The organism is Kineococcus indalonis, from assembly GCF_009906395.1.
Taxonomy (GTDB): Bacteria; Actinomycetota; Actinomycetes; order Actinomycetales; family Kineococcaceae; genus Kineococcus; species Kineococcus indalonis.
Genome location: NZ_JAAALM010000025.1, coordinates 1 through 17,674 on the forward strand (window position 1 = coordinate 1; position 17,674 = coordinate 17,674).

Sequence of the window (17,674 nt, forward strand, 5' to 3'; positions counted from 1 at the left end):
GACCAGCCCGGTGACCAGCCCGCCGGCCTCCCCACCGCCGGGCTGGTCACCGGGCTGGTCACCGGGCTGGTCACCGGGCTGGTCGACGGCCTCGCCGGGGCCGGGCGCGCCCCGGCCGTCGTCCTTGCGGAACAGCTTCCAGAAGGCGCCGATCCGGCTGCCCTCGCCGCCCTGCGCGGCGCCGGCGGCCTCCGCCGGGTCGACCCGGCCCAGGACGATGCGCTGCACCTCGTCCGGCCACACCGACAGCAGCAGCCCGGGCTTGGGGTCGACCCCGCGCTGGCCGGCGGCCCAGCTCTGGCCGTCGATGGACTCCTCGCGCACCGTCAGCAGCAGCACCTCGGCCTGGCGCACCACGACCGACAGCGCCTGCGCGTCCTGCTCGCCGGTGGTGGGGTCCTCCGTCACCAGCACGCAGCCCACGCCGCGCACCGGCACCACGTGCGCGCGCACTCCGGCGACGGTGCAGACCTCGGCCAGCTTGCGGGCGTTGGCCACCGGCACCACGAGCACCGAGCGCAGCGGGGGCTTGGGGCCGAACTCGCGCTGGAAGGCGGCGTCGAAGTCGAAGTCCTCGCCCAGGCCCTCCACGGGTTCCTCACCCGGCCCGCCACCGGGCCCGCCGGGCTGCCCGCTCACGCGAACCTCGCGGTGACGGCCTGACCGTGCGCGGGCAGGTCCTCGGACTCCGCCAGCGCCACCACGTGCCCGGCGACCTCGCGCAGCGCCGCCTCGTCGTAGTCCACGACGTGCACCGGGCGCAGGAACGTCTGCACGCTCAGCCCGCCGGAGTGGGTGGCCGTGCCGCCGGTGGGCAGCACGTGGTTGGAGCCGGCGCAGTAGTCGCCCAGGGACACCGGCGAGTGCGCCCCGACGAACACCGCCCCGGCGTTGCGCACCCGGGCTGCCACCGCGCGCGCGTCGGCGGTCTGCACCTCCAGGTGCTCCGCGGCGTAGGCGTCCACCACGGCCACGCCGGCGTCCACGTCGTCGACGAGGACGACGCCGGACTGGCTGCCGGCCAGCGCCTCGGCGATGCGCGCGGCGTGCTTGGCGGCCGGCACCCGCCGGGCGAGCGCGGCGTCCACCGCGTGGGCCAGCGCCTCGGAGGGGGTGACGAGCACCGCGGCGGCCACCGGGTCGTGCTCGGCCTGGCTGACCAGGTCCGCCGCGACGTGCTCGGGGTCGGCGGTGTCGTCGGCCAGGACGGCGATCTCGGTGGGCCCGGCCTCGGAGTCGATGCCCACGACCCCCTGCACGTACCGCTTGGCGGAGGCGACGTAGATGTTGCCCGGGCCGGTCACCACGTCCACCGGGGCCACGACCACCGCGCCGTCCGCGCCGCGCGCGCCGTAGGCGAACATCGCCACCGCCTGCGCGCCGCCCACCGCGTACACCTCCTGCACGCCGAGCAGCTCGCAGGCGGCGAGGATGGTCGGGTGCGGCAGGCCGCCGTGGTCCTTCTGCGCCGGGCTGGTCACCGCGATGGAGGCCACCCCGGCCTCCTGCGCCGGCACGACGTTCATGACGACGCTGGAGGGGTACACCGCCCGCCCGCCGGGCACGTACAGGCCCACGCGCCCCACCGGCACCCACCGCTCGGTGACGGTGCCGCCGGCCGCGAGGCGGGTGGTGGTGTCGGTGCGGCGCTGGTCGGCGTGGACGAGGCGGGCGCGGCGCACGCTCTCCTCCAGGGCGGCGCGCACCTGCGGGTCCAGCTGCTGCAGGGCCTCGCGCAGCGCCTCGCGCGGCACCCGCACGTCGCTCAGGCGCACCCCGTCGAAGCGCTCGGTCAGCTCCAGCACCGCGGCGGTGCCGCGGGCGCGCACGTCCTCGCAGATCGGGGCGACGGTGGCCAGCGCGGCGGCCACGTCGACCTCCGCGCGCGGCAGCACCGAGCGCAGCGCCACCGCGTCGAGGGTGCGCCCGCGCAGGTCGGTGCGGCGCAGCGCGGGGACGGTGCCCGCGGCGGGCGCCGGGGCGTCGGGCTGGGCGGCTGGGGTCACGGCACGAGTGTACGGAGGGCGGTGCCGCCCGCCGCCGCGCGCCGCCGCGGCCCTAGACTCGCCCGGTGCCCCAGCGCCTGCCCCTGTTCCCGCTCGGCAGCGTGCTGTTCCCCGGGCTGGTGCTCCCCCTGAACGTCTTCGAACCGCGCTACCGCCGCCTGGTGCAGGACCTGGTCGCCGAGGAGCGCGAGGTCAAGGGCTTCGGCGTGGTCGCCATCCGCTCCGGCCACGAGGTCGGGGAGGGCTCCGCGCACGCCCTGCACGAGGTGGGCTGCGTCGCCCTGCTGCGCGAGGTCACCGAGCTGGACGACGGCCGCTACGAGATCGTCACGGTCGGCGCCACCCGCTTCCGCCTCGTGGGCCTGGACGCCGCGGCGGGCACCCCGTACCTGACCGGGCTCGTGGAGCCCTACGGCGCCGACGAGGTCGAGGACGACGAGGACGCGCCCGTGCCCGCCGACGTCGCCGCCCTCGCCGGAGCGGTGGAGCGCCGCTTCGCCGCCTACCGCGAGCAGCTGGGCATCGGCGGGGCCACCGCCCCGGCCGACCCGTCGGTGCTCTCCTACCTCGTGGCCGCCGCGGCGGTGCTGCCGCTGGCGGAGCGCCAGCGGCTGCTGGAGGCGCCCGACACGCGCACGCGCCTCACCGAGGAGCTGACGCTGCTGAAGCGCGAGAGCGCGCTGATCGCCGCCCTGGGCACCGTGCCGGCCTCCGAGCCGCCCGGCGAGGCTCCCAACCCGAACTGACCGCCCCGCCGGCGGCGGCACCGGCGGTGGTGCCGCCGCCGGTGCCCCGGACCCCCTGGAGGCAGCGTGGCCAAGCGCCGCGAGCAGCGCACCGAGGCCGGCACGCCCGCGCTGCGGGTGCTCGCCGAGCGCGGCGTGGCCCACACCCCGCACCCGTACGAGCACGACCCCGCGAGCACCGCCTACGGCGAGGAGGCCGTGCGCGCGCTGCGCGCCGGCGGGCTGGACGTCAGCGCCGAGCGGGTGTTCAAGACGCTGCTGGCGGACGTGGACGGCCGCCTCGTCGTGGCCGTCGTGCCCGTCGCCGCCACGCTCGACCTCAAGGCCCTGGCCGCCGCCGCCGGGGGCAGGAGGGCGGCGATGGCCGACCCGGCGCGCGCGCAGCGCTCCAGCGGCTACGTCCTGGGCGGGATCAGCCCGCTGGGGCAGAGGAACGCCCTGCCGACGTTCGTGGACGCCTCGGCCGCCGGGTTCACCACGGTGCTCGTCAGCGCCGGGCGGCGCGGACGTCCCGAAGTACCCCTCGTTGCGCCCGTCGTGGCCGGGCAGGTCGGCGAAGCCGTACCAGTACAGACCGCGCAGCCAGGGCGTCGAGCGCAGCCCGGCGAAGGCGGCGCGCAGCGTGCGGGCCTGGAGGTCCTCGTCGACGTGGTCCGCGCCGCGCGGGCGCTCGCGGTGCCCGGAGCGGGCCCGGGCGCCCAGCCCCCCGGTGGGGGCGCCGACCTCGGTGATCCAGACACCGGTCGCCCGGTCCCCCGCGGCGAGCATGACCTCGCGCAGGCGCAGCATCTGGTTCCACCCGGTCCACGCGTCCGGGTCCCCCGGCAGGGCCGGGAACGAGTAGGGGTGGACGGCGACGCCGTCGAACGCGGCGGAGCCGCCGCCGCTGCGGTAGAGGGTGCGCAGGAACTCCTCCGGCGCCACCGCGCGACCCTCGACGGTCTCGGCGGCGGCCAGGCCGCCGACCAGGACGCGCACCGCCGGGTCGACCCGGCGCAGCGCGTCGGCGCTGCGCCGCAGCACGTCGGCGTACCCGGCGACGGAGGCCGCGGCGCGCCAGGCCCCCGTGTTCGGCTCGTTCCACACCTCCCAGGTGGTCAGGCCCCGGGGCACGTACCGCTCGGCGGCCGCCGCCACGAAGCGGGCGAACTCCGCGGCGTCCCGGGGGGCGCAGGCGGGGCGCCGGCAACCGTGCGCGCGCGCCCACGCCGGGGTGTACCCGATGACCGGCAGCACGTGCAGGCCCCGCTGGCGCGCTCCCCGGACGATGCGGTCCAGGCTGCCCCAGTCGTGGGTCCGGGGCCCGCCGCGCTGCACCGAGGCCCAGGAGACGTCGACGCGGATCGAGCGCACGGACGCCGCCTCGAGGCGGTCGAGGCGGGCGTCGAGGTCGGCCTGGTCCATGCCGACGAGGTCGCCGGCGGCCATCCCGACGCTCGGCGCGGCCGGGCCCGCCCCGGGGTCCCCGGTGCCGGGGGTGAGCGAGAGGGCGAGCAGCGCGCCGCACAGGGCCGCGCCCGCGAGGGTGCGCCTGCGCGCACAGCGGGAGCGCGCTCGGGGGGGCAACGCGCGACCTCCTGTCGTCCGGGGGGAGGGGGACGAGGATGGCACGCCGGGACCCCGGCGCGGAGGGGTTTGCGCCCCGCGGCGACGGGAACCCCTGCGCCGCCGCGGAGCACCGGCGCGGTGTGAACAGCGCGTTGCGCGCGCGGGTCCAGGAGGTGTCGCGGACGCCGCTGCGCGGGAGGGGACCCGGTGGCGCGCCCCAGGTAGAAACTCCTCGAAACCACCCTGTGACGCGGCGTGATCAAGGTGGTGCGCACGGCCCGGCCGCCCGGCCGGGGCGCGGTGAAGGAGCGTTGACCGCGTTGTGCGCGGACCACTAGGTTCTGCCCCGCGAGCCTTCACCGTTCGCCCACAGCACTCCCGCTGCTGCAGCAGCCGTTCCGAATCCCGGTCGCCACGGACGTCGACCACGCACCAGTCCGTCCAGCGAACTCGAGAGGATTCGAACAGGTGACCCGTACCTTGTCGATCGTCATCCCCGCCCTCAACGAGAGCCAGAACCTCCCCCGCCTGATGGCCGGGATCCCGATCGCGGAGCTCGCGCTGGCCGGCTGGGACGCGGAGGTCGTCGTCGTCGACAACGCCTCCACCGACGGCACCGGCGACGTGGCGCGCAGCTTGGGCGCCCGCGTGGTGGAACAGCCCGTGCGCGGTTACGGGAACGCCTACTTCAAGGGTCTGTCCTCCGCCACCGGCGACGTGCTCGTGACCGGGGACGCGGACCTCACCTACCCGTTCGACGCCCTGCCGGAACTGCTCGCGGCGATGGACTCCGAGGATCTGGAGTTCATCACGACCGACCGGCTCAGCCCCGCCAACAGGGCGGCCATGAAACCCTCGCACACCGTGGCGAACCACTTCCTCAGCACCCTGAACAAGGTGCTCTTCGGCTGCCCCTTCCGGGACTCCCAGTCGGGGATGTGGGTGCTGCGCCGCGAGGTGTGGGAAGGCCTGGACGTCAGGTCCGGCGGCATGGCGTTCTCCCAGGAGATCAAGAACGAGGCGTACTTCCGGGGTTTCTCCTGCAAGGAGATCCCCATCGAGTACCGCGCCCGCGGCGGTCAGGTGAAGCTCAACGCCTTCCGCGACGGCGTGGGGAACGTGGCCCAGCTGTTCGAGCACCGGTGGCGCCTGTTCCGCGACGGCGGCCCGGTGCGCCGCGGCGCCGTGGAGGTGCCGACCCCGCGCCACCCGTCGGCCGCGGACACGACGATCGCGCTGCCCCCGACCGCGGACCTGCCCGTGACCACCCCGGTGGTCGCGGCCGGCCCCGTGGTCGCGGGGAACCACCACGTCGTGACGCTGCCGCAGGACCTCGCCCGCACCGACGAGCCCGGCATCAGCGGCGGATCCGTCCTTGCCTGAAGCGGGCACAGCAGACGTCCTCCCCTCCGGCCGGGACCGGGCAGCCGGTTCCCCGGCGACCACCCCGCGCAGCACCGTCGCGTCGCACCGCGCGCCCGGCGGGGGCGTGGACCCGCGGCTGGCCGCGGGCGCCTTCCTCGTCGCGCTGACGGTGTGCGCGGTCAGCGGGGCCGAGGTGCCCGCGGTGCTCACGGCCGTGGCCACCGGAGCGCTCGTGCTCGTGCTCGGCGCCGTGGCGCTGGCCGCCTGGGGGGTCCGCACCCGCGACACCGCCGCGGCCGCCGTCCTCGCGGCCGCCTGCGGCACCGGCGTCCTCATGGTGCTGGGGTTGCTGCTGAACACCGTGCTGCCGGTGGTGGGCGTCCAGCGACCGCTGGCACCCCTGCCGGTCGCCCTGGGCGTCGACGCCGCGGTGCTCGCGGGCTGGTGGGTGGGGCGCCGGAACTGGCCCCGGCGCCTGGCGGTGCCGGCCGGCGCCGACCTCGCCACGGCCGCCGCCCTGGCCCTGCTGCCCCTCGCGGCCGCCGCGGGCGCGGTCGCCCTGGACAACGACCGCGCCCCGTACCTGACCGTGGCGGTCCTGCTCGTCGGCGTGGTGCTGCTCGGGGTCGTCGCCGTGCGCGCCGCCGCGCTGCCGCGCTCGACCGTGGCGCTCGTGCTGTACGCGGTCGCGCTGTCCCTGCTGCTGATGACGTCCGTGCGCGGCACCACCATCACCGGGCACGACATCCAGGTCGAGAACCTCGTGATGCGGATGGCGCTGGAGGGCGAGCGGTGGGACGCCTCCGCGCTGCGCAGCGCCTACAACGCCTGCCTGAGCATCACCGTGCTGCCGGCGGTGCTGGTGGCGCTGTTCCACGTCGAGGCGGTGCAGGTCTTCAAGGTCGTCTTCCAGGCGCTGTTCGCGCTGTGCCCGGTCGCCGTGTGGCTCATCGCCGAGCGCGTCCTGGGCCGGCGGCGCGCTCCGCTGGCCGCGGTGTTCTTCGTCGCCTTCCCCACGTTCTTCTCCGACATGCCGATGCTGAACCGGCAGGAGGTCGCCTTCCTGCTGATCGCGGCGGCCCTCCTGCTCGTGGTCGTCCCCGTGGGTGGTGGGCGCCGGCGCCGGCAGGCGCTGCTGGTGGCCCTCGGGATCGCCACCGTCCTGGCGCACTACTCCTCCACCTACGTGATGCTGGCCATGTACGCCACGGCCGCCGCGGCGGCGCTGGTGCTCCGGCGCGGTCCCCTCTCGCGCCCGCTGGGGCGGGTGCCCACCGGGGAGCGCTGGCGCGCGGCGCTGCGCCGCGGTCCGCGGCCGCTGGTGACGCTGCCGGTCGTCGTGCTGCTGGCGGCGGTGGCGTACGTGTGGACCGGGCCGGCGACGGGCGGCGACAGCGCCGGGAGCCTGGGCAGCGTCGCCGGCCGCGTCGTCGCCGCGCTCAGCGGGCAGGCGCCGGACGCCGCCTCGGCCGACACCTCCGTGAGCCTGTTCCAGGTGAAGTCGCAGACGGACCAGGAGCGCCTGCAGGCCTACCTGGAGGAGGCGGTGGAGCAGCGCGACCCCGGCCGGCCGTACTACGCGCAGGACGTGGTGGCGGCCTACCCGATCACCGTCGCCCGGGAGCAGGCGGCACCGCCGACGGGGGTCGGCACGGCGCTGGAGGCGGTGGGCGTCGAACCCTTCACGCTGAACAAGGTCGCCAGGCAGGGCTTCGCCCAGGCCCTGCAGGTCCTGGTCATCATCGGCCTCGCGGTGCTCGTCCTGCGCCGCCGGCCCGGCCCGCAGCACGCCGAGTTCACGCTCCTCGCGGTCGGGGGTTTCTGCCTCGTCGCGTCCTTCGTCGTGCTGCCCTTCCTGGCCGTCGACTACGGCCTGCTGCGGGCCTTCCAGCAGTGCCTCTTCGTCCTCGGGGTCCCGGCCGTCCTGGGCGCCGAGGCCCTGGTCGCCGCCGCCGGCTCCCTGGCGCGGCGGTTCCTCCCGCCCGTGCGCCGGCGCGCGCGGGCGGTGCCGCAGGCCGCACCGACGGGCACCGGTGCGCACCGGGTGGTCTGCGCGGTCCCGCTGCTGCTCTTCGTGAGCAGCACCGGCCTGCTGGCCACGGCGACGGGCGGTTACCTGCCCCAGCTGCACCTGGCGAACGCCGGCAACAACTACGACTCGTTCTACAGCCCGCTGACGGAACGGGTGAGCGCGCGCTGGCTCGTCGGCCAGGAGGGGTTCCGCTCGCCGACCGGCGTCAACGCCCAGGCGGACCTGTGGATCGTGGCCAAGACCTACAGCCAGACGGGGGTGCAGATGAACGCCGGTGTCGTGCCCGCGCAGGTGCCCACGGACTCCTACGTCCTGCTCGGCCGCACCAACGTGCTGCTCGGGACCGCCAAGGGCGGTCTGAGCAACCAGGCGGTCACGTTCCACCTGCCGCGGGAGTTCTTCCGCGAGACCAAGAACCTCGTGCACTCCACGGGCGACACGGAGGTGTACCGGTGAGCGAGTTCCCCGCGGTGCTCGTGGTGTGCGGCTACTACCCGCCGCACGTGGGCGGGGTGGAGGTGGTGGCCGAGCGCTTCGCCACGCACCTCGCCGAGGCCGGGCACGACGTGGAGGTCGTCACCAGCGACCTGGGCTCCCGAGCCCACGGTGCACCGCCGAGCGCGGCCGGGCCCCGGGTGCCCCGGGTGCGCCGGTTGCGCGCCGTCGAGGCGGCGCACACCCCCCTCGCGCCCCTGCTGCTGCCCACCCTGCTGCGCCGCGCCGGCGGGCGCGTCGTGCACCTGCACCTGGGGCACGTGACCACCGACGTGTGCGGCGTGCTCGCCGCGCTCGCCCGGCGCTCGCCCCTGGTCGTCCACTTCCACATGGACACCCCGGCCTCCGGTCCGCTGGGGGCGGTGTTCGAGCTGTACAAGCGCGTGGTGCTGCCGCGGCTGCTGGCACGCGCGGACCGCGTGGTCACCCTCTCCGAGGAGCAGCGGGACCTGGTGGTGCGCCGCCACGGCGTGCCCGCCGGGCGCGTGGACGTGCTGCACAACGGCGTCGACGAGTCGATGCTCGCCCAGCAGCCCCAGCAGCCCCAGCAGCCCGAGCACGCGACCGGTCCGGGTGCGCCGCTGCGGGTGCTGACCGTGGGCCGGCTGGCGGCGCAGAAGAACCTGTCGGCGCTGCTGCGCTGCCTGCCGCACGTGCAGCACCCGGTGCAGGTGCACGTCGTCGGCGACGGCGAGCTGCGCGGCGAGCTCGAGGCGCTGCGCGACGAGCTGGACCTGCGGCAGGTCGAGTTCCGCGGGGTGCAGCGGGGCGCCGCGCTGCGCGCGGAGTACGGCTGGGCGGACGTCTTCGCGATCCCCTCGTCGAGGGAGGGGATGCCCCTGGCCCTGCTGGAGGCGATGGCGAACGGCCTGGCCGTGCTGGCCTCCGACGTGCAGGGGCTGCGCGAGTTCGTCCGCGGCCGCGGCGAGCTCGTCGCCGAGGCGACCCCCGCCGCGCTCGCCGCGGCCCTGGACTCCCTGGCCGCCGACCCGCAGCGGCGCCGGGAGCTCGGCGCGGCCGCGCGCGCCTACGCCGCGGGTCTGACGTGGCGCTCGCAGGCCGCCGCCCTCGGCGACGTCCTGCGCGCCGCCTGCCGCACGAGGGCACCCCGGGGCGCCGCGGGACCCCGCACCGCCGAGCAGCTCGGGAGCGCCGCGTGAAGATCAGCATCGTGTACGACGCCGTCCACCCCTACACGACCGGCGGCGGTGAGCGCCGCTACCACGAGCTGGGCACGCGGCTGGCCGCCGCGGGCCACGACGTGCACTGGTACGGCATGAAGTTCTGGGACGGCCCGCGCACCCGCGTGGAGGGCGGCATCACGTACCACGGCGTCTGCCGCGCCCGCCCCCTGTACACCGCGAGCGGTCGACGCTCCATCGGCCAGGCGCTCGTGTTCGGCCTGGCCAGCCTGCGGCTGGTCGCCGACCGCCACGACGTCGTCGACTGCTGCGGCTTCCCCTACTTCTCCCTCTTCGCGGCCAAGCTGGCGGTCCTGCTGCGGGGAGGGCGCCTGGTGAGCACCTGGCACGAGGTGTGGGGGCCGGAGTACTGGCGCACCTACCTCGGCGCCGCCGGCCGGGTCGGCGCCCTCGTCGAGAAGGTGGCGGCCTCGCTGCCGGACCTGGTCGTGGCCGCCTCCGAGCGCACCCGCTCGAGGTTCGAGGCCGAGCTGTCGCGGCGACCGCGCGTCACCGTGGTCGCCAACGGCGCCGACACCGCGGCCATCGCGGCGCTGCCGCCGGCCGAGCACGGCTACGACGTCGTCAGCGCGGGACGCCTCGTGGACTTCAAGGACGTGGAGCTGCTCCTCGACGCGGTGGCGCTCCTGGTCGAGGAGCGCCCCGGGACGACCTGCGGGGTCGTGGGCGACGGGCCGCACCGCGCCGCCCTGGAGAAGCGGGCCGCCACCCTGGGCATCTCGCACTCCGTCACCTTCACGGGTTTCCTGCCCCGGCACGACGACGTCTACCGGACCCTGAAGTCCTCGGGCGTGTTCGTGCTGACCTCCCGGCGCGAGGGGTTCGGCATCGTCGTGGTGGAGGCCGCCGCCTCGGGGCTGCCGGTGGTCGTGGCCGCCCACCCCGACAACGCGGCCACCGACCTCGTGCGGGAGGGCACCGGCGTGGTCGTCGAACCGACCGCGGCCGCCCTCGCCGCCGCGCTGCGGCAGCTGCTCGAGACGCCCGTCGCCGAGCGGGCCCCGCGCAGCGGGGAGCTGGCCCGCGAGTTCAGCTGGGACCAGCTCGCCCGCGACTACGCCGACGTCCTGCTCGGGACGGGGGCGTGAGCACCCCGGCGCCCCCGGCGCGCCGCTCCCCCGCACCGCCGCTCCTGGCCGCCGGGACCGCCCTGCTCGCGCTCCTGCTCGTGGTGCTCCTCGTGCCGCAGCTGCGCGCCGGCGGGTGGCGGGACTGGGTGGAGCACCGTCCGGCGGAGTTCTCCGAGCTCGCCTTCAGCGACCCCGAGGGCCTGCCCGAGAGCTTCGCGCCCGGTTCCGCGGTGACCCTGACGGCCGAGGTCACCAACCACCGCAGCACCGCCCGGACCCTGGAGTACACCGTGACCGTGACCGACCGGGCCACCGGCGCCCGGCGCACCGACAGCACCGGACGGCTCGAGGTGGCCGCCGGTGCCGGCGCCCCCCTGGCGGTGCGGGTCGCGCTGCCCGAGCACGAGCCCGTGCGGGTCGCGCTGCAGCTGGCCGACGGCCCCGTCGTCGAAGTGCTGATGGACCCGCGGCGGTGAGCGCGCCGACGGGGACCGGCGCGCCCGGGCGCCCGCTGCGGGTCCTGCACCTGACCAAGCGCTACCCGGACGCCGTCGGCGGCGACGCCGTCGTGGTGCACCACCTCGCCGCCACCCAGCGCGCCGCCGGCCACGAGGTGCACGTGCTCACCAGCCGCTCGCCCGACATCGTCGACGCGCCGGGCGTGCACAAGACGGGGCTGCCGCTGGCGCAGGAGGAGATCGACGAGCTGAGCCTGCGGCGCGTCGCCTCCCTGGCGGGGACCGCGCTGAGCTCCTTCCGCCTGCTGCGGCGCCTGCGCCCGGACGTCGTCCACGCCCACACGGTCGACCTCGGCGCGGCCCTGTCCCTGGCGGCCCGGCTGCGCGGCGTGCCGCGCGTGCTGACCCTGCACGGCACGAGCATCGGCGACCCGTGGTTCCCGCGCCCCAAGCGGGCGCTGGAGCGCGCCCTGGTGTCGCTGGCCGGGTACCGGCGGGTGCTCACCGTGGACCCGCAGGCGCTGCCGCGGCTGCGGACCCGCCTGCGCCCGCCGGTCGAGTTCGTCCCCAACGCCGTGCCGCTGGCCGCGTACCCGCCCCGGGACGCGGACCCCGCGCCCGGGGCGCCGCTGCTGTTCGTGGGGCGCCTGGAGGCCGTCAAGGGCGTCGACGTCCTGCTGGAGGCGCTCGCCGTGGCGGCCGGGCGCGGTGCGCCCGCGGACCTGGAGGTCGTCGGGGGCGGCTCGCTCCTGCCGGCCCTGCGCCGGCAGGCGCACGAGCTGGGGCTGGGCGACCGCGTGCGCTTCCTGGGTCCCCTGCCCCCGGCGCGGGTGGCGGAGCGCATGCGCGCCGCGGCCGGCCTGGTGCTGCCCAGCCGCTTCGAGGGCTTCGCGCTCGTGCTGCTGGAGGCGTGGGCCAGCGGCACGCCCGTGGTGACCACGGACGTCGGGGCCGTCCCGCAGGTGTGCACCGACGGCGTCGACGCGCTCGTGGTCCCCGCGGGCGACGCCGAGGCGCTGGGCGCCGCCCTGGTGCGCCTGCTCACCGAGGAGGGGCTGGGCGCCCGCCTCGCCGAGGTCGCCCGCCGCGAGGTCGAGGAGCACTACACCTACGAGGCGCTCGCCGCGCGCGTCGACGCCGTCTACCAGGAGGTCTCCCCGTGCTGACCACGCCACCGCGCGAACCGGCCGCACCGGCGCCCCCGGGCGGCCGGACGCCGCCGATCGCCCGGCTCAGGCACGCCCTCAAGGACGACCTGGTCGCGAACTCCTTCCACCAGATGCTCACCACGGTCGTGATGGCCGGCGTCGGCTCCCTGTTCTGGCTGGTGTGCGCGCGCACCTACAGCACGGCCGAGGTCGGCGTCGCGACCACGCTCATCTCGGCCAGCTCCTTCATCAGCCTGGCGAGCCTGCTGGGGTTCAACAGCGGTTTCCTGTACTACCTGCCGCGCTCCTCGCGCCGCAGCGACCACCTGACGACGGGCCTGCTGCTGGTGGCGGCCGTCTCGGTCGCCGTCGGGCTCGGCTACCTCCTCCTGCTGCGCCTGCTGCCGGGGTGGTACCCCGAGCTCGAACCCGTCGTGCGCTCCCCGTGGCTGGCGCTGGTGTTCGTCCTGCTGACGTGCGCGCTGTCCGTGAACACCCTGACGAGCAGCGCGTTCACCGCCTACCGGGCCACCCGCTGGAACCTGGCGATCGACGGCGGGCTGATGAGCACGTGCAAGCTGCTGGGCGTCCTCGCCCTGGCCGGCGCAGGGGCGTTCGGCATCTTCGCCGCCTCCGGGTTCGGCGCCCTGGTGGCGGCGCTCGTGAGCGTCGCGGTCCTCGTGCGCCGCTTCGGGTTCCGTCCCGGCTTCACGCTGCACAAGGACCTCGTGCGGCAGGTGGCGAGGTTCACCTCCGGCAGCTACGTCGCCTACCTGCTCAACATCGCCCCGACCTCGCTGATCCCGATGCTGGTGCTCGCCCACCAGGGCGCCGCGCAGTCCGGTCACCTCTACATGGCGTTCATGGTGGCCAACGTGGTGTTCGGGGCGGCCCACGCCATCACCTCCTCCACGTTCACCGAGACCTCCTACGGCGACCGCCCCCTCGGGGCCGTGGTGCGCAAGGCGGTCACGGTGCTGGCCGCGGTGCTCGTGCCCGCGGCGGCGTTCATCGCCTGGCAGGCCGACTTCATCATGGGCGTCTTCGGTCCGGAGTACGCGCCGGCGGCCCCGGCGCTGGTGGTCTTCATGGCCAGCGCCCCGCTGGTCGCCGCCTACGACATCGGCACCGTCGTGCTGCGCGCACGGGGCCGGGTGGGCGCCTTCGTGCTCGTGAACCTGGTCTCCTGCGTGTCCATCCTGACCCTGGTGCTGCTGTGGGCGGACCGCGGCCTCGTGCCCGTCGCGACCGCCTGGGGCGCGGGCACCGGGGCGGCCGTGCTCACCTGCCTGCTCCTGCTGGCCCGGCGCACGCCCGCGCGCCCGGCGGCCGACGTCGCGGCGGTGCAGGCGTGAGGGGCGCGGCCGGCGTGCGCACCACCGCCCCGTCCGCCCGCGCGGACCGGCGCGGCGCGCCGGCGCCCGCGCCGTCGCCGCCCTCCGAGCACCCGATCAGCCGGCGCGACTGGACGTGGCGCCACTACCGCTACGTCGTGGTCGACGGTCCCCTCGTCGGGGTGGACGCGGCGACGCTGCGCGCCGGGTTGCGGGCCCAGTGGCTGGCCGGCACCGCCGGCCGGGCCCTGCGCCGGATCGACTGGGCGCGGGCGGTGTGGGTGGACGTGCCGGCCGAGGACCTCGAGGCGCACCTGCGGCGCGTGGTCGTCGAGGACCCGGGCCTGGCCTCCAGCGCCCCCGAGCGCACCGCCGAGCGGTTGCTGAACGAACCGGACGACGACCTGCCGATGCGCCTGGTGGTCGGCGGCGGTCACGTGGCGATGCGCTTCCACCACCTGATCGGCGACGGCGGCAACGGCCGCGCCCTGGTCTCCTGGGTGGACCACCTCTCGGTGGGGCGGACCCCGCCGGACCTGCCGGTCTTCGACGGGGTGCAGCAGCCGTTCCGCGCGGCGCTGAGCACCACCTTCGGCGGGCGCGGGCTCCCGTGGAGCGGGCTGCGCGAGACCGCGCTGCTCATCCACCGGGCGCGGGCCGCGGCCCGGGGTGCCCGCTCCTCGCCGCCGGAGGGCTGGCGGCCGGAGACGTCGGTGGAGGTGGCCGCGGTCCTGGGCCGGGCGGCGGAGGAGCTGCGCACCTGGCGCCGCTCGCACGCCCCCGGCGTGTCCAGCGCGATGCTGCTGTCGGCGGCGGTGTGGGCGGCGCTGCGCGAGCACGGCCTCGTCGGCGCGGACCTCGTCCCCGGCGTCGCCGTCGACCTGCGCGCCTACCTGCCCCGGCGCTCCGCGGTGGAGGGCAACTTCACGACGTGCGTGCCCGTCCCGCCGGGCACCCCGCCGTCCCCCGTCGCCCTGCGCGACGCCGTGGACGCCGCCGTGCGCAGCGGGGTCCCGCTGCTCGCGGCGAGCGCCCAGGCCGCTGCGCAGGAGGTGCGCGCGGCGCTGCGGGGTCGCGCACCGGGTGCGCTGGACGCGCCGGCGGTCCACCACAACCCCTCGCTGGTGCTCAGCTTCGTCGGGCGCCTGCGCCACTACGACAAGCTGGACTGGGTGCCGGGCAGCCCCCGGACGCACTTCGAGGCGCCCAGCGTCGACGGCAGCCGGGCCCTGACCGCGAGCTGCTCCGAGCTGCAGGACGGCTACCGCTGCACCGTGACCTTCCACGCGAGCGCGCTGCCCCGCGAGCGCGTGCGCGCCGCGCTGGACGACCTGGCCGGCGGGCCGGCCGCCCTGCTGGACGCGGCCGCGGCCGCGGCGCGCTGACGCGCGACGACCCGGGCGGCCACCCCGCCCGGGTCCGGGTCCGGCCCGCGGCGCGCCCGCCGGACCCCGCCCGATCGAGCCCGAGACCTCACGACCGGTGGTGTTCCATGCCTCAGACGACCGCGGGCGAGTACCGCGCGACCGCTCCCGCCGACGCGGCGGCACGACCCCTGCGGGTGGTGTACCTCTCGGACAGCCCCGTGCGCACCGACGGGGCCGCCGGCGTGCACGTGCTGGCCACGACCCGGCACATGCACCGGCAGGGCGTGGAGGTGGTGCTGGTGGTGCCCCGGGGCGAGGAGGCCGTCGAGGAGCCGTTCGAGGTCCGGCAGCTGGCGCTGCCCGGGGCGGTGACGTCGTTCTTCTACCAGGCCGCGCTCCTGGCCCGGCTGCCGCGGCTGCTGCGCGCCGGTCGGGTCGACGCCGTCTACGCCCGCCAGAGCGCCTACCTGTTCGTGCCGGGGCTGCTGTGCCGGGCGATGCGGGTGCCGTTCGTCACGGAGGTCAACGGCACGAACCACGAGGAGGTGGCGGGTTCCGCGCGCAGCGCCCTCGCCCGGGCGCTGTGGCGGGCGGCCAACCCCGGCGCGGTCCTGGAGCGGATCTCCTACGGGTGCGCGGCGCGGATCGTCACCGTCACGCCGGGGCTGGCGGGCTACCTGCGCGGCAAGTTCCCCTCCGCGGCGGACAAGGTGGTGGTGGTGCCCAACGGCGTGGACGTCGGGACGTTCTGCGCCGAGGGGTGCACCGGCGGGTCGCGCCCGGGGGCGCGGGTGGGGTACGTGGGCGGTCTGACCGCGTGGCAGGGCCTGGAGTTCGTGGTGCGCGCCTGGCCCGCCGTGCGGGACGAGGTCCCCGACGCCGAGCTGGTGCTGGTGGGCGGCGGGGAGCAGGAGCAGGAGCTGCGCCGCCTGGCCGCCGACCTCGGGGTGGACGCCTCCGTGCGGTTCGTCGGGCCGCGCCCCCACGAGGAGGTCCCCGAGCTGCTGCGCAGCTTCGACGTGGGGGTGGCCTACTACGTGCGCGACCGCAGCGGCCTGCACTCCTCCTTCAAGGTGCTGGAGTACCTGGCGGCGGGCGTGCCGGTGGTGGCCAGCGACAACGAGGACGTGCTGGACGCCTTCGGCGGAGCCGTCGCCACCGTGCCGGCGGAGGACTCCGAGGCGCTGGCGGTGGAGCTGGCCGGCCTGCTGCTGGACGCCGGGCGGCGCGGTGAGCTGGCCGCCCGCGGCAGGGAGCTGGTGCGCGAGGCGTACAGCTGGGAGGCGTGCACGCGCCGCGTCCTGGCCGAGGTGCGCACGGCGCTCGGCGCGCGGGCGCGTCGGTGAACGGCGCCGCCGCGGTGCCGCGGGCAGCGCCGGCGGGGGGCGGGCGCAGGCCGGGGCTGGACGTGCTGCGGGGGTTCGCCGTCCTGCTGGTGCTGCTGCGCCACGCGGCCCCGGAGACCTTCGGCGGTGCGGGCATCGTGGGCGTGGTCGTCTTCTTCTGCCTCAGCGGGTACCTGATCACCGGGATCCTCGTGCGCGAGGTGCGCACCACCGGGCACCTGGCCCTGCGCCGGTTCTACCGCAACCGCGCCCTGCGGCTGCTGCCGGCGCTGGCGCTGGTCGTCACCGCCTTCGCGGTCGTGGAGGTCGCCACGGACGTGCTGGGGGACCGTGCGGTCGTGCTGCCCACCGTGCTGCTGGCCGTGACGTACACCAGCGACCTCAGCCTCGTCCTCGGGGTGCCGATCAGCGAGGGCCTGGGCCACCTGTGGACGCTGGCGGTCGAGGAGCAGTTCTACCTCGTGTGGCCGTTGCTGGTGCTGGCCGCCGCGCGCCGCGGGCGCACGGGGCTGGTGGTGGGCGCCCTGGCGTGCGTCGCGCTGGTCGTGCAGTGGGCGACGGTCGCGGTGGCCCACCGGGACGCCTCGGTGCTCTACACGCTGCCCACCAGCTGGGCGGTGACCCTCCTGGTCGGCGCAGCCACGGCGCTGCACGGCGAGCGCCTGGCGCGGGTGCTGAGGACGCCGGCCGGCGCGGTGCTGCCGGTGCTGAGCGCGGCGCTGCTGCTGGGCGCCTGCCTCGTGCCGGACGCCAAGGCGCTGGCGGCCACGTACGTGGTGGGTGCGCCCGCGGTCGCGCTGTGCACGAGCGTCCTGGTGGTGGCGCTGCAGGAGGCGCCGGCCGCGCCCCTGCGCTGGGCGGAGCCCCTGCGTCTGCTCGGGCTGATCAGCTACGGCGCGTACCTGTGGAACTTCCTCGTGGTCGGCTGGTTGGCGGCCGTCGTCGGCACCGGCGCGGCGGTGGGGGTGGCGGGGATCGCCGCGACGGTCGCGCTGGCCGTGGTGAGCTGGTTCGCGCTGGAGCGCCCGGTCCTGCGCTGGAAGGAGCGGCTGGACGGCGGGCGGGGCTCGCGCCCCGGCCTCCCCGCGCCGCGCGCGGCGGTGCGGGCCGCGGCGCGGGGAGGTGGGGCCCGCGACGTCCGCGACGGGGACGCACCCGCTCGTGAGGGTCGTGAGCCGGTGGGGTGAGGGAGGCCGCCGGGAACGGGCGCGCACCCGCCGGGTGTGTTATCCCCGAGTCATGCTCTGCACGTGCGGCCACGTCCGCGACTCGCACCGGCACCTGCGCGGGGGCCGCGACTGCGGCGAGTGCTCCTGCGGGGGCTACCGGCCCGACCTGGCCGCGTGGGTCCGGCGCGTCCTCGGCCGCGGCTGAGGCGCGGGAGGCCCGCTCGCCGGTCGGCGCGGCGCTGCTCGCTGGCCCGTCCAGCGCGACGCGGGGCGTCCCGGCCCGCCGGCGAGCCGGGACGTCACTCAGAGTAGTCAAGCTTGCCCCTTTCAGGTGGGATGCGGTGGATCCGGTCAGGGGAACCCCGGGGACCACCGATCCCTCCCCGTG

At 76.7% G+C, this 17,674-nt stretch carries 13 protein-coding genes and 1 pseudogene; 12 read left to right on the forward strand and 2 right to left on the reverse strand.

The genetic code is table 11. The features are described 5' to 3' along the window. Together GTR00_RS02780 and hisD are read right to left on the reverse strand one after the other, a co-directional pair. Positions 1–639 (reverse strand): hypothetical protein (locus GTR00_RS02780; protein WP_166610128.1); only part of this gene is annotated, 639 nt, incomplete at its 3' end. Continuing rightward, a complete protein-coding gene (gene hisD / locus GTR00_RS02785; RefSeq protein ID WP_166610140.1) occupies positions 636–1,949 on the reverse strand; it encodes a histidinol dehydrogenase in 1,314 nt (437 codons plus the stop codon). The genes hisD and GTR00_RS02780, both read right to left, overlap by 4 nt. Positions 1,950–2,071: 122 nt before the next feature. Here hisD and GTR00_RS02790 point away from each other — a divergent pair, with 122 nt between their 5' ends. The 12 genes and pseudogenes from GTR00_RS02790 (at position 2,072) to GTR00_RS02845 (ending at position 17,304) form a co-directional block, all read left to right on the forward strand. Then, positions 2,072–2,752, forward strand: a complete 681-nt coding sequence (locus GTR00_RS02790; RefSeq protein ID WP_166610129.1) for an LON peptidase substrate-binding domain-containing protein — start codon at positions 2,072–2,074, stop codon at positions 2,750–2,752. A gap of 66 nt (positions 2,753–2,818) precedes the next feature. Next, a pseudogene (locus tag GTR00_RS26170) lies at positions 2,819–3,259 on the forward strand (YbaK/EbsC family protein); the annotation flags it as partial. A 1,509-nt stretch (positions 3,260–4,768) separates the two neighbouring features. Further along, entirely contained in the window at positions 4,769–5,683 is a 915-nt protein-coding gene (locus GTR00_RS02800) for a glycosyltransferase family 2 protein (RefSeq protein WP_166610130.1), read from the forward strand. A gap of 106 nt (positions 5,684–5,789) precedes the next feature. After that, complete coding sequence (locus GTR00_RS25460; RefSeq protein WP_166610131.1) at positions 5,790–8,153, forward strand: hypothetical protein; 2,364 nt, start codon at positions 5,790–5,792, stop codon at positions 8,151–8,153. Then, positions 8,150–9,352 (forward strand): glycosyltransferase family 4 protein, encoded by a 1,203-nt coding sequence (locus GTR00_RS02810; protein ID WP_166610132.1) that lies wholly within the window; start codon positions 8,150–8,152, stop codon positions 9,350–9,352. Before GTR00_RS25460 ends, GTR00_RS02810 begins: the two co-directional genes overlap by 4 nt. Further along, entirely contained in the window at positions 9,349–10,482 is a 1,134-nt protein-coding gene (locus GTR00_RS02815; RefSeq protein ID WP_166610133.1) for a glycosyltransferase family 4 protein, read from the forward strand. The genes GTR00_RS02810 and GTR00_RS02815 overlap by 4 nt, the downstream gene beginning before the upstream one ends. Next, positions 10,479–10,940, forward strand: coding sequence for a hypothetical protein (locus GTR00_RS02820; RefSeq protein ID WP_166610134.1), 462 nt, complete (start codon positions 10,479–10,481; stop codon positions 10,938–10,940). The genes GTR00_RS02815 and GTR00_RS02820 overlap by 4 nt, the downstream gene beginning before the upstream one ends. Next, positions 10,937–12,088 carry a glycosyltransferase family 4 protein gene (locus GTR00_RS02825; RefSeq protein WP_166610135.1) on the forward strand — a complete coding sequence of 384 codons (1,152 nt, stop codon included), beginning with the start codon at positions 10,937–10,939 and terminating at the stop codon, positions 12,086–12,088. Before GTR00_RS02820 ends, GTR00_RS02825 begins: the two co-directional genes overlap by 4 nt. After that, on the forward strand, positions 12,082–13,425 hold the full coding sequence (locus GTR00_RS02830; RefSeq protein WP_166610136.1) for an MATE family efflux transporter: 1,344 nt from the start codon (positions 12,082–12,084) through the stop codon (positions 13,423–13,425). The genes GTR00_RS02825 and GTR00_RS02830 overlap by 7 nt, the downstream gene beginning before the upstream one ends. Continuing rightward, positions 13,422–14,789: a WS/DGAT/MGAT family O-acyltransferase gene (locus tag GTR00_RS02835; RefSeq protein ID WP_166610137.1), complete on the forward strand. Its 1,368-nt coding sequence runs from the start codon at positions 13,422–13,424 to the stop codon at positions 14,787–14,789. Before GTR00_RS02830 ends, GTR00_RS02835 begins: the two co-directional genes overlap by 4 nt. A gap of 107 nt (positions 14,790–14,896) precedes the next feature. Further along, positions 14,897–16,117, forward strand: a complete 1,221-nt coding sequence (locus GTR00_RS02840; RefSeq protein ID WP_166610138.1) for a glycosyltransferase family 4 protein — start codon at positions 14,897–14,899, stop codon at positions 16,115–16,117. After that, positions 16,114–17,304 carry an acyltransferase family protein gene (locus tag GTR00_RS02845; RefSeq protein ID WP_166610139.1) on the forward strand — a complete coding sequence of 397 codons (1,191 nt, stop codon included), beginning with the start codon at positions 16,114–16,116 and terminating at the stop codon, positions 17,302–17,304. The genes GTR00_RS02840 and GTR00_RS02845 overlap by 4 nt, the downstream gene beginning before the upstream one ends. Positions 17,305–17,674 lie beyond the last annotated feature (370 nt).

Excerpts from the sequence above, each read along its gene's own strand:
- GTR00_RS02840 (WP_166610138.1), top strand. The coding sequence starts at position 14,897 with ATGCCTCAGACGACCGCGGGCGAGTACCGCGCGACCGCTCCCGCCGAC.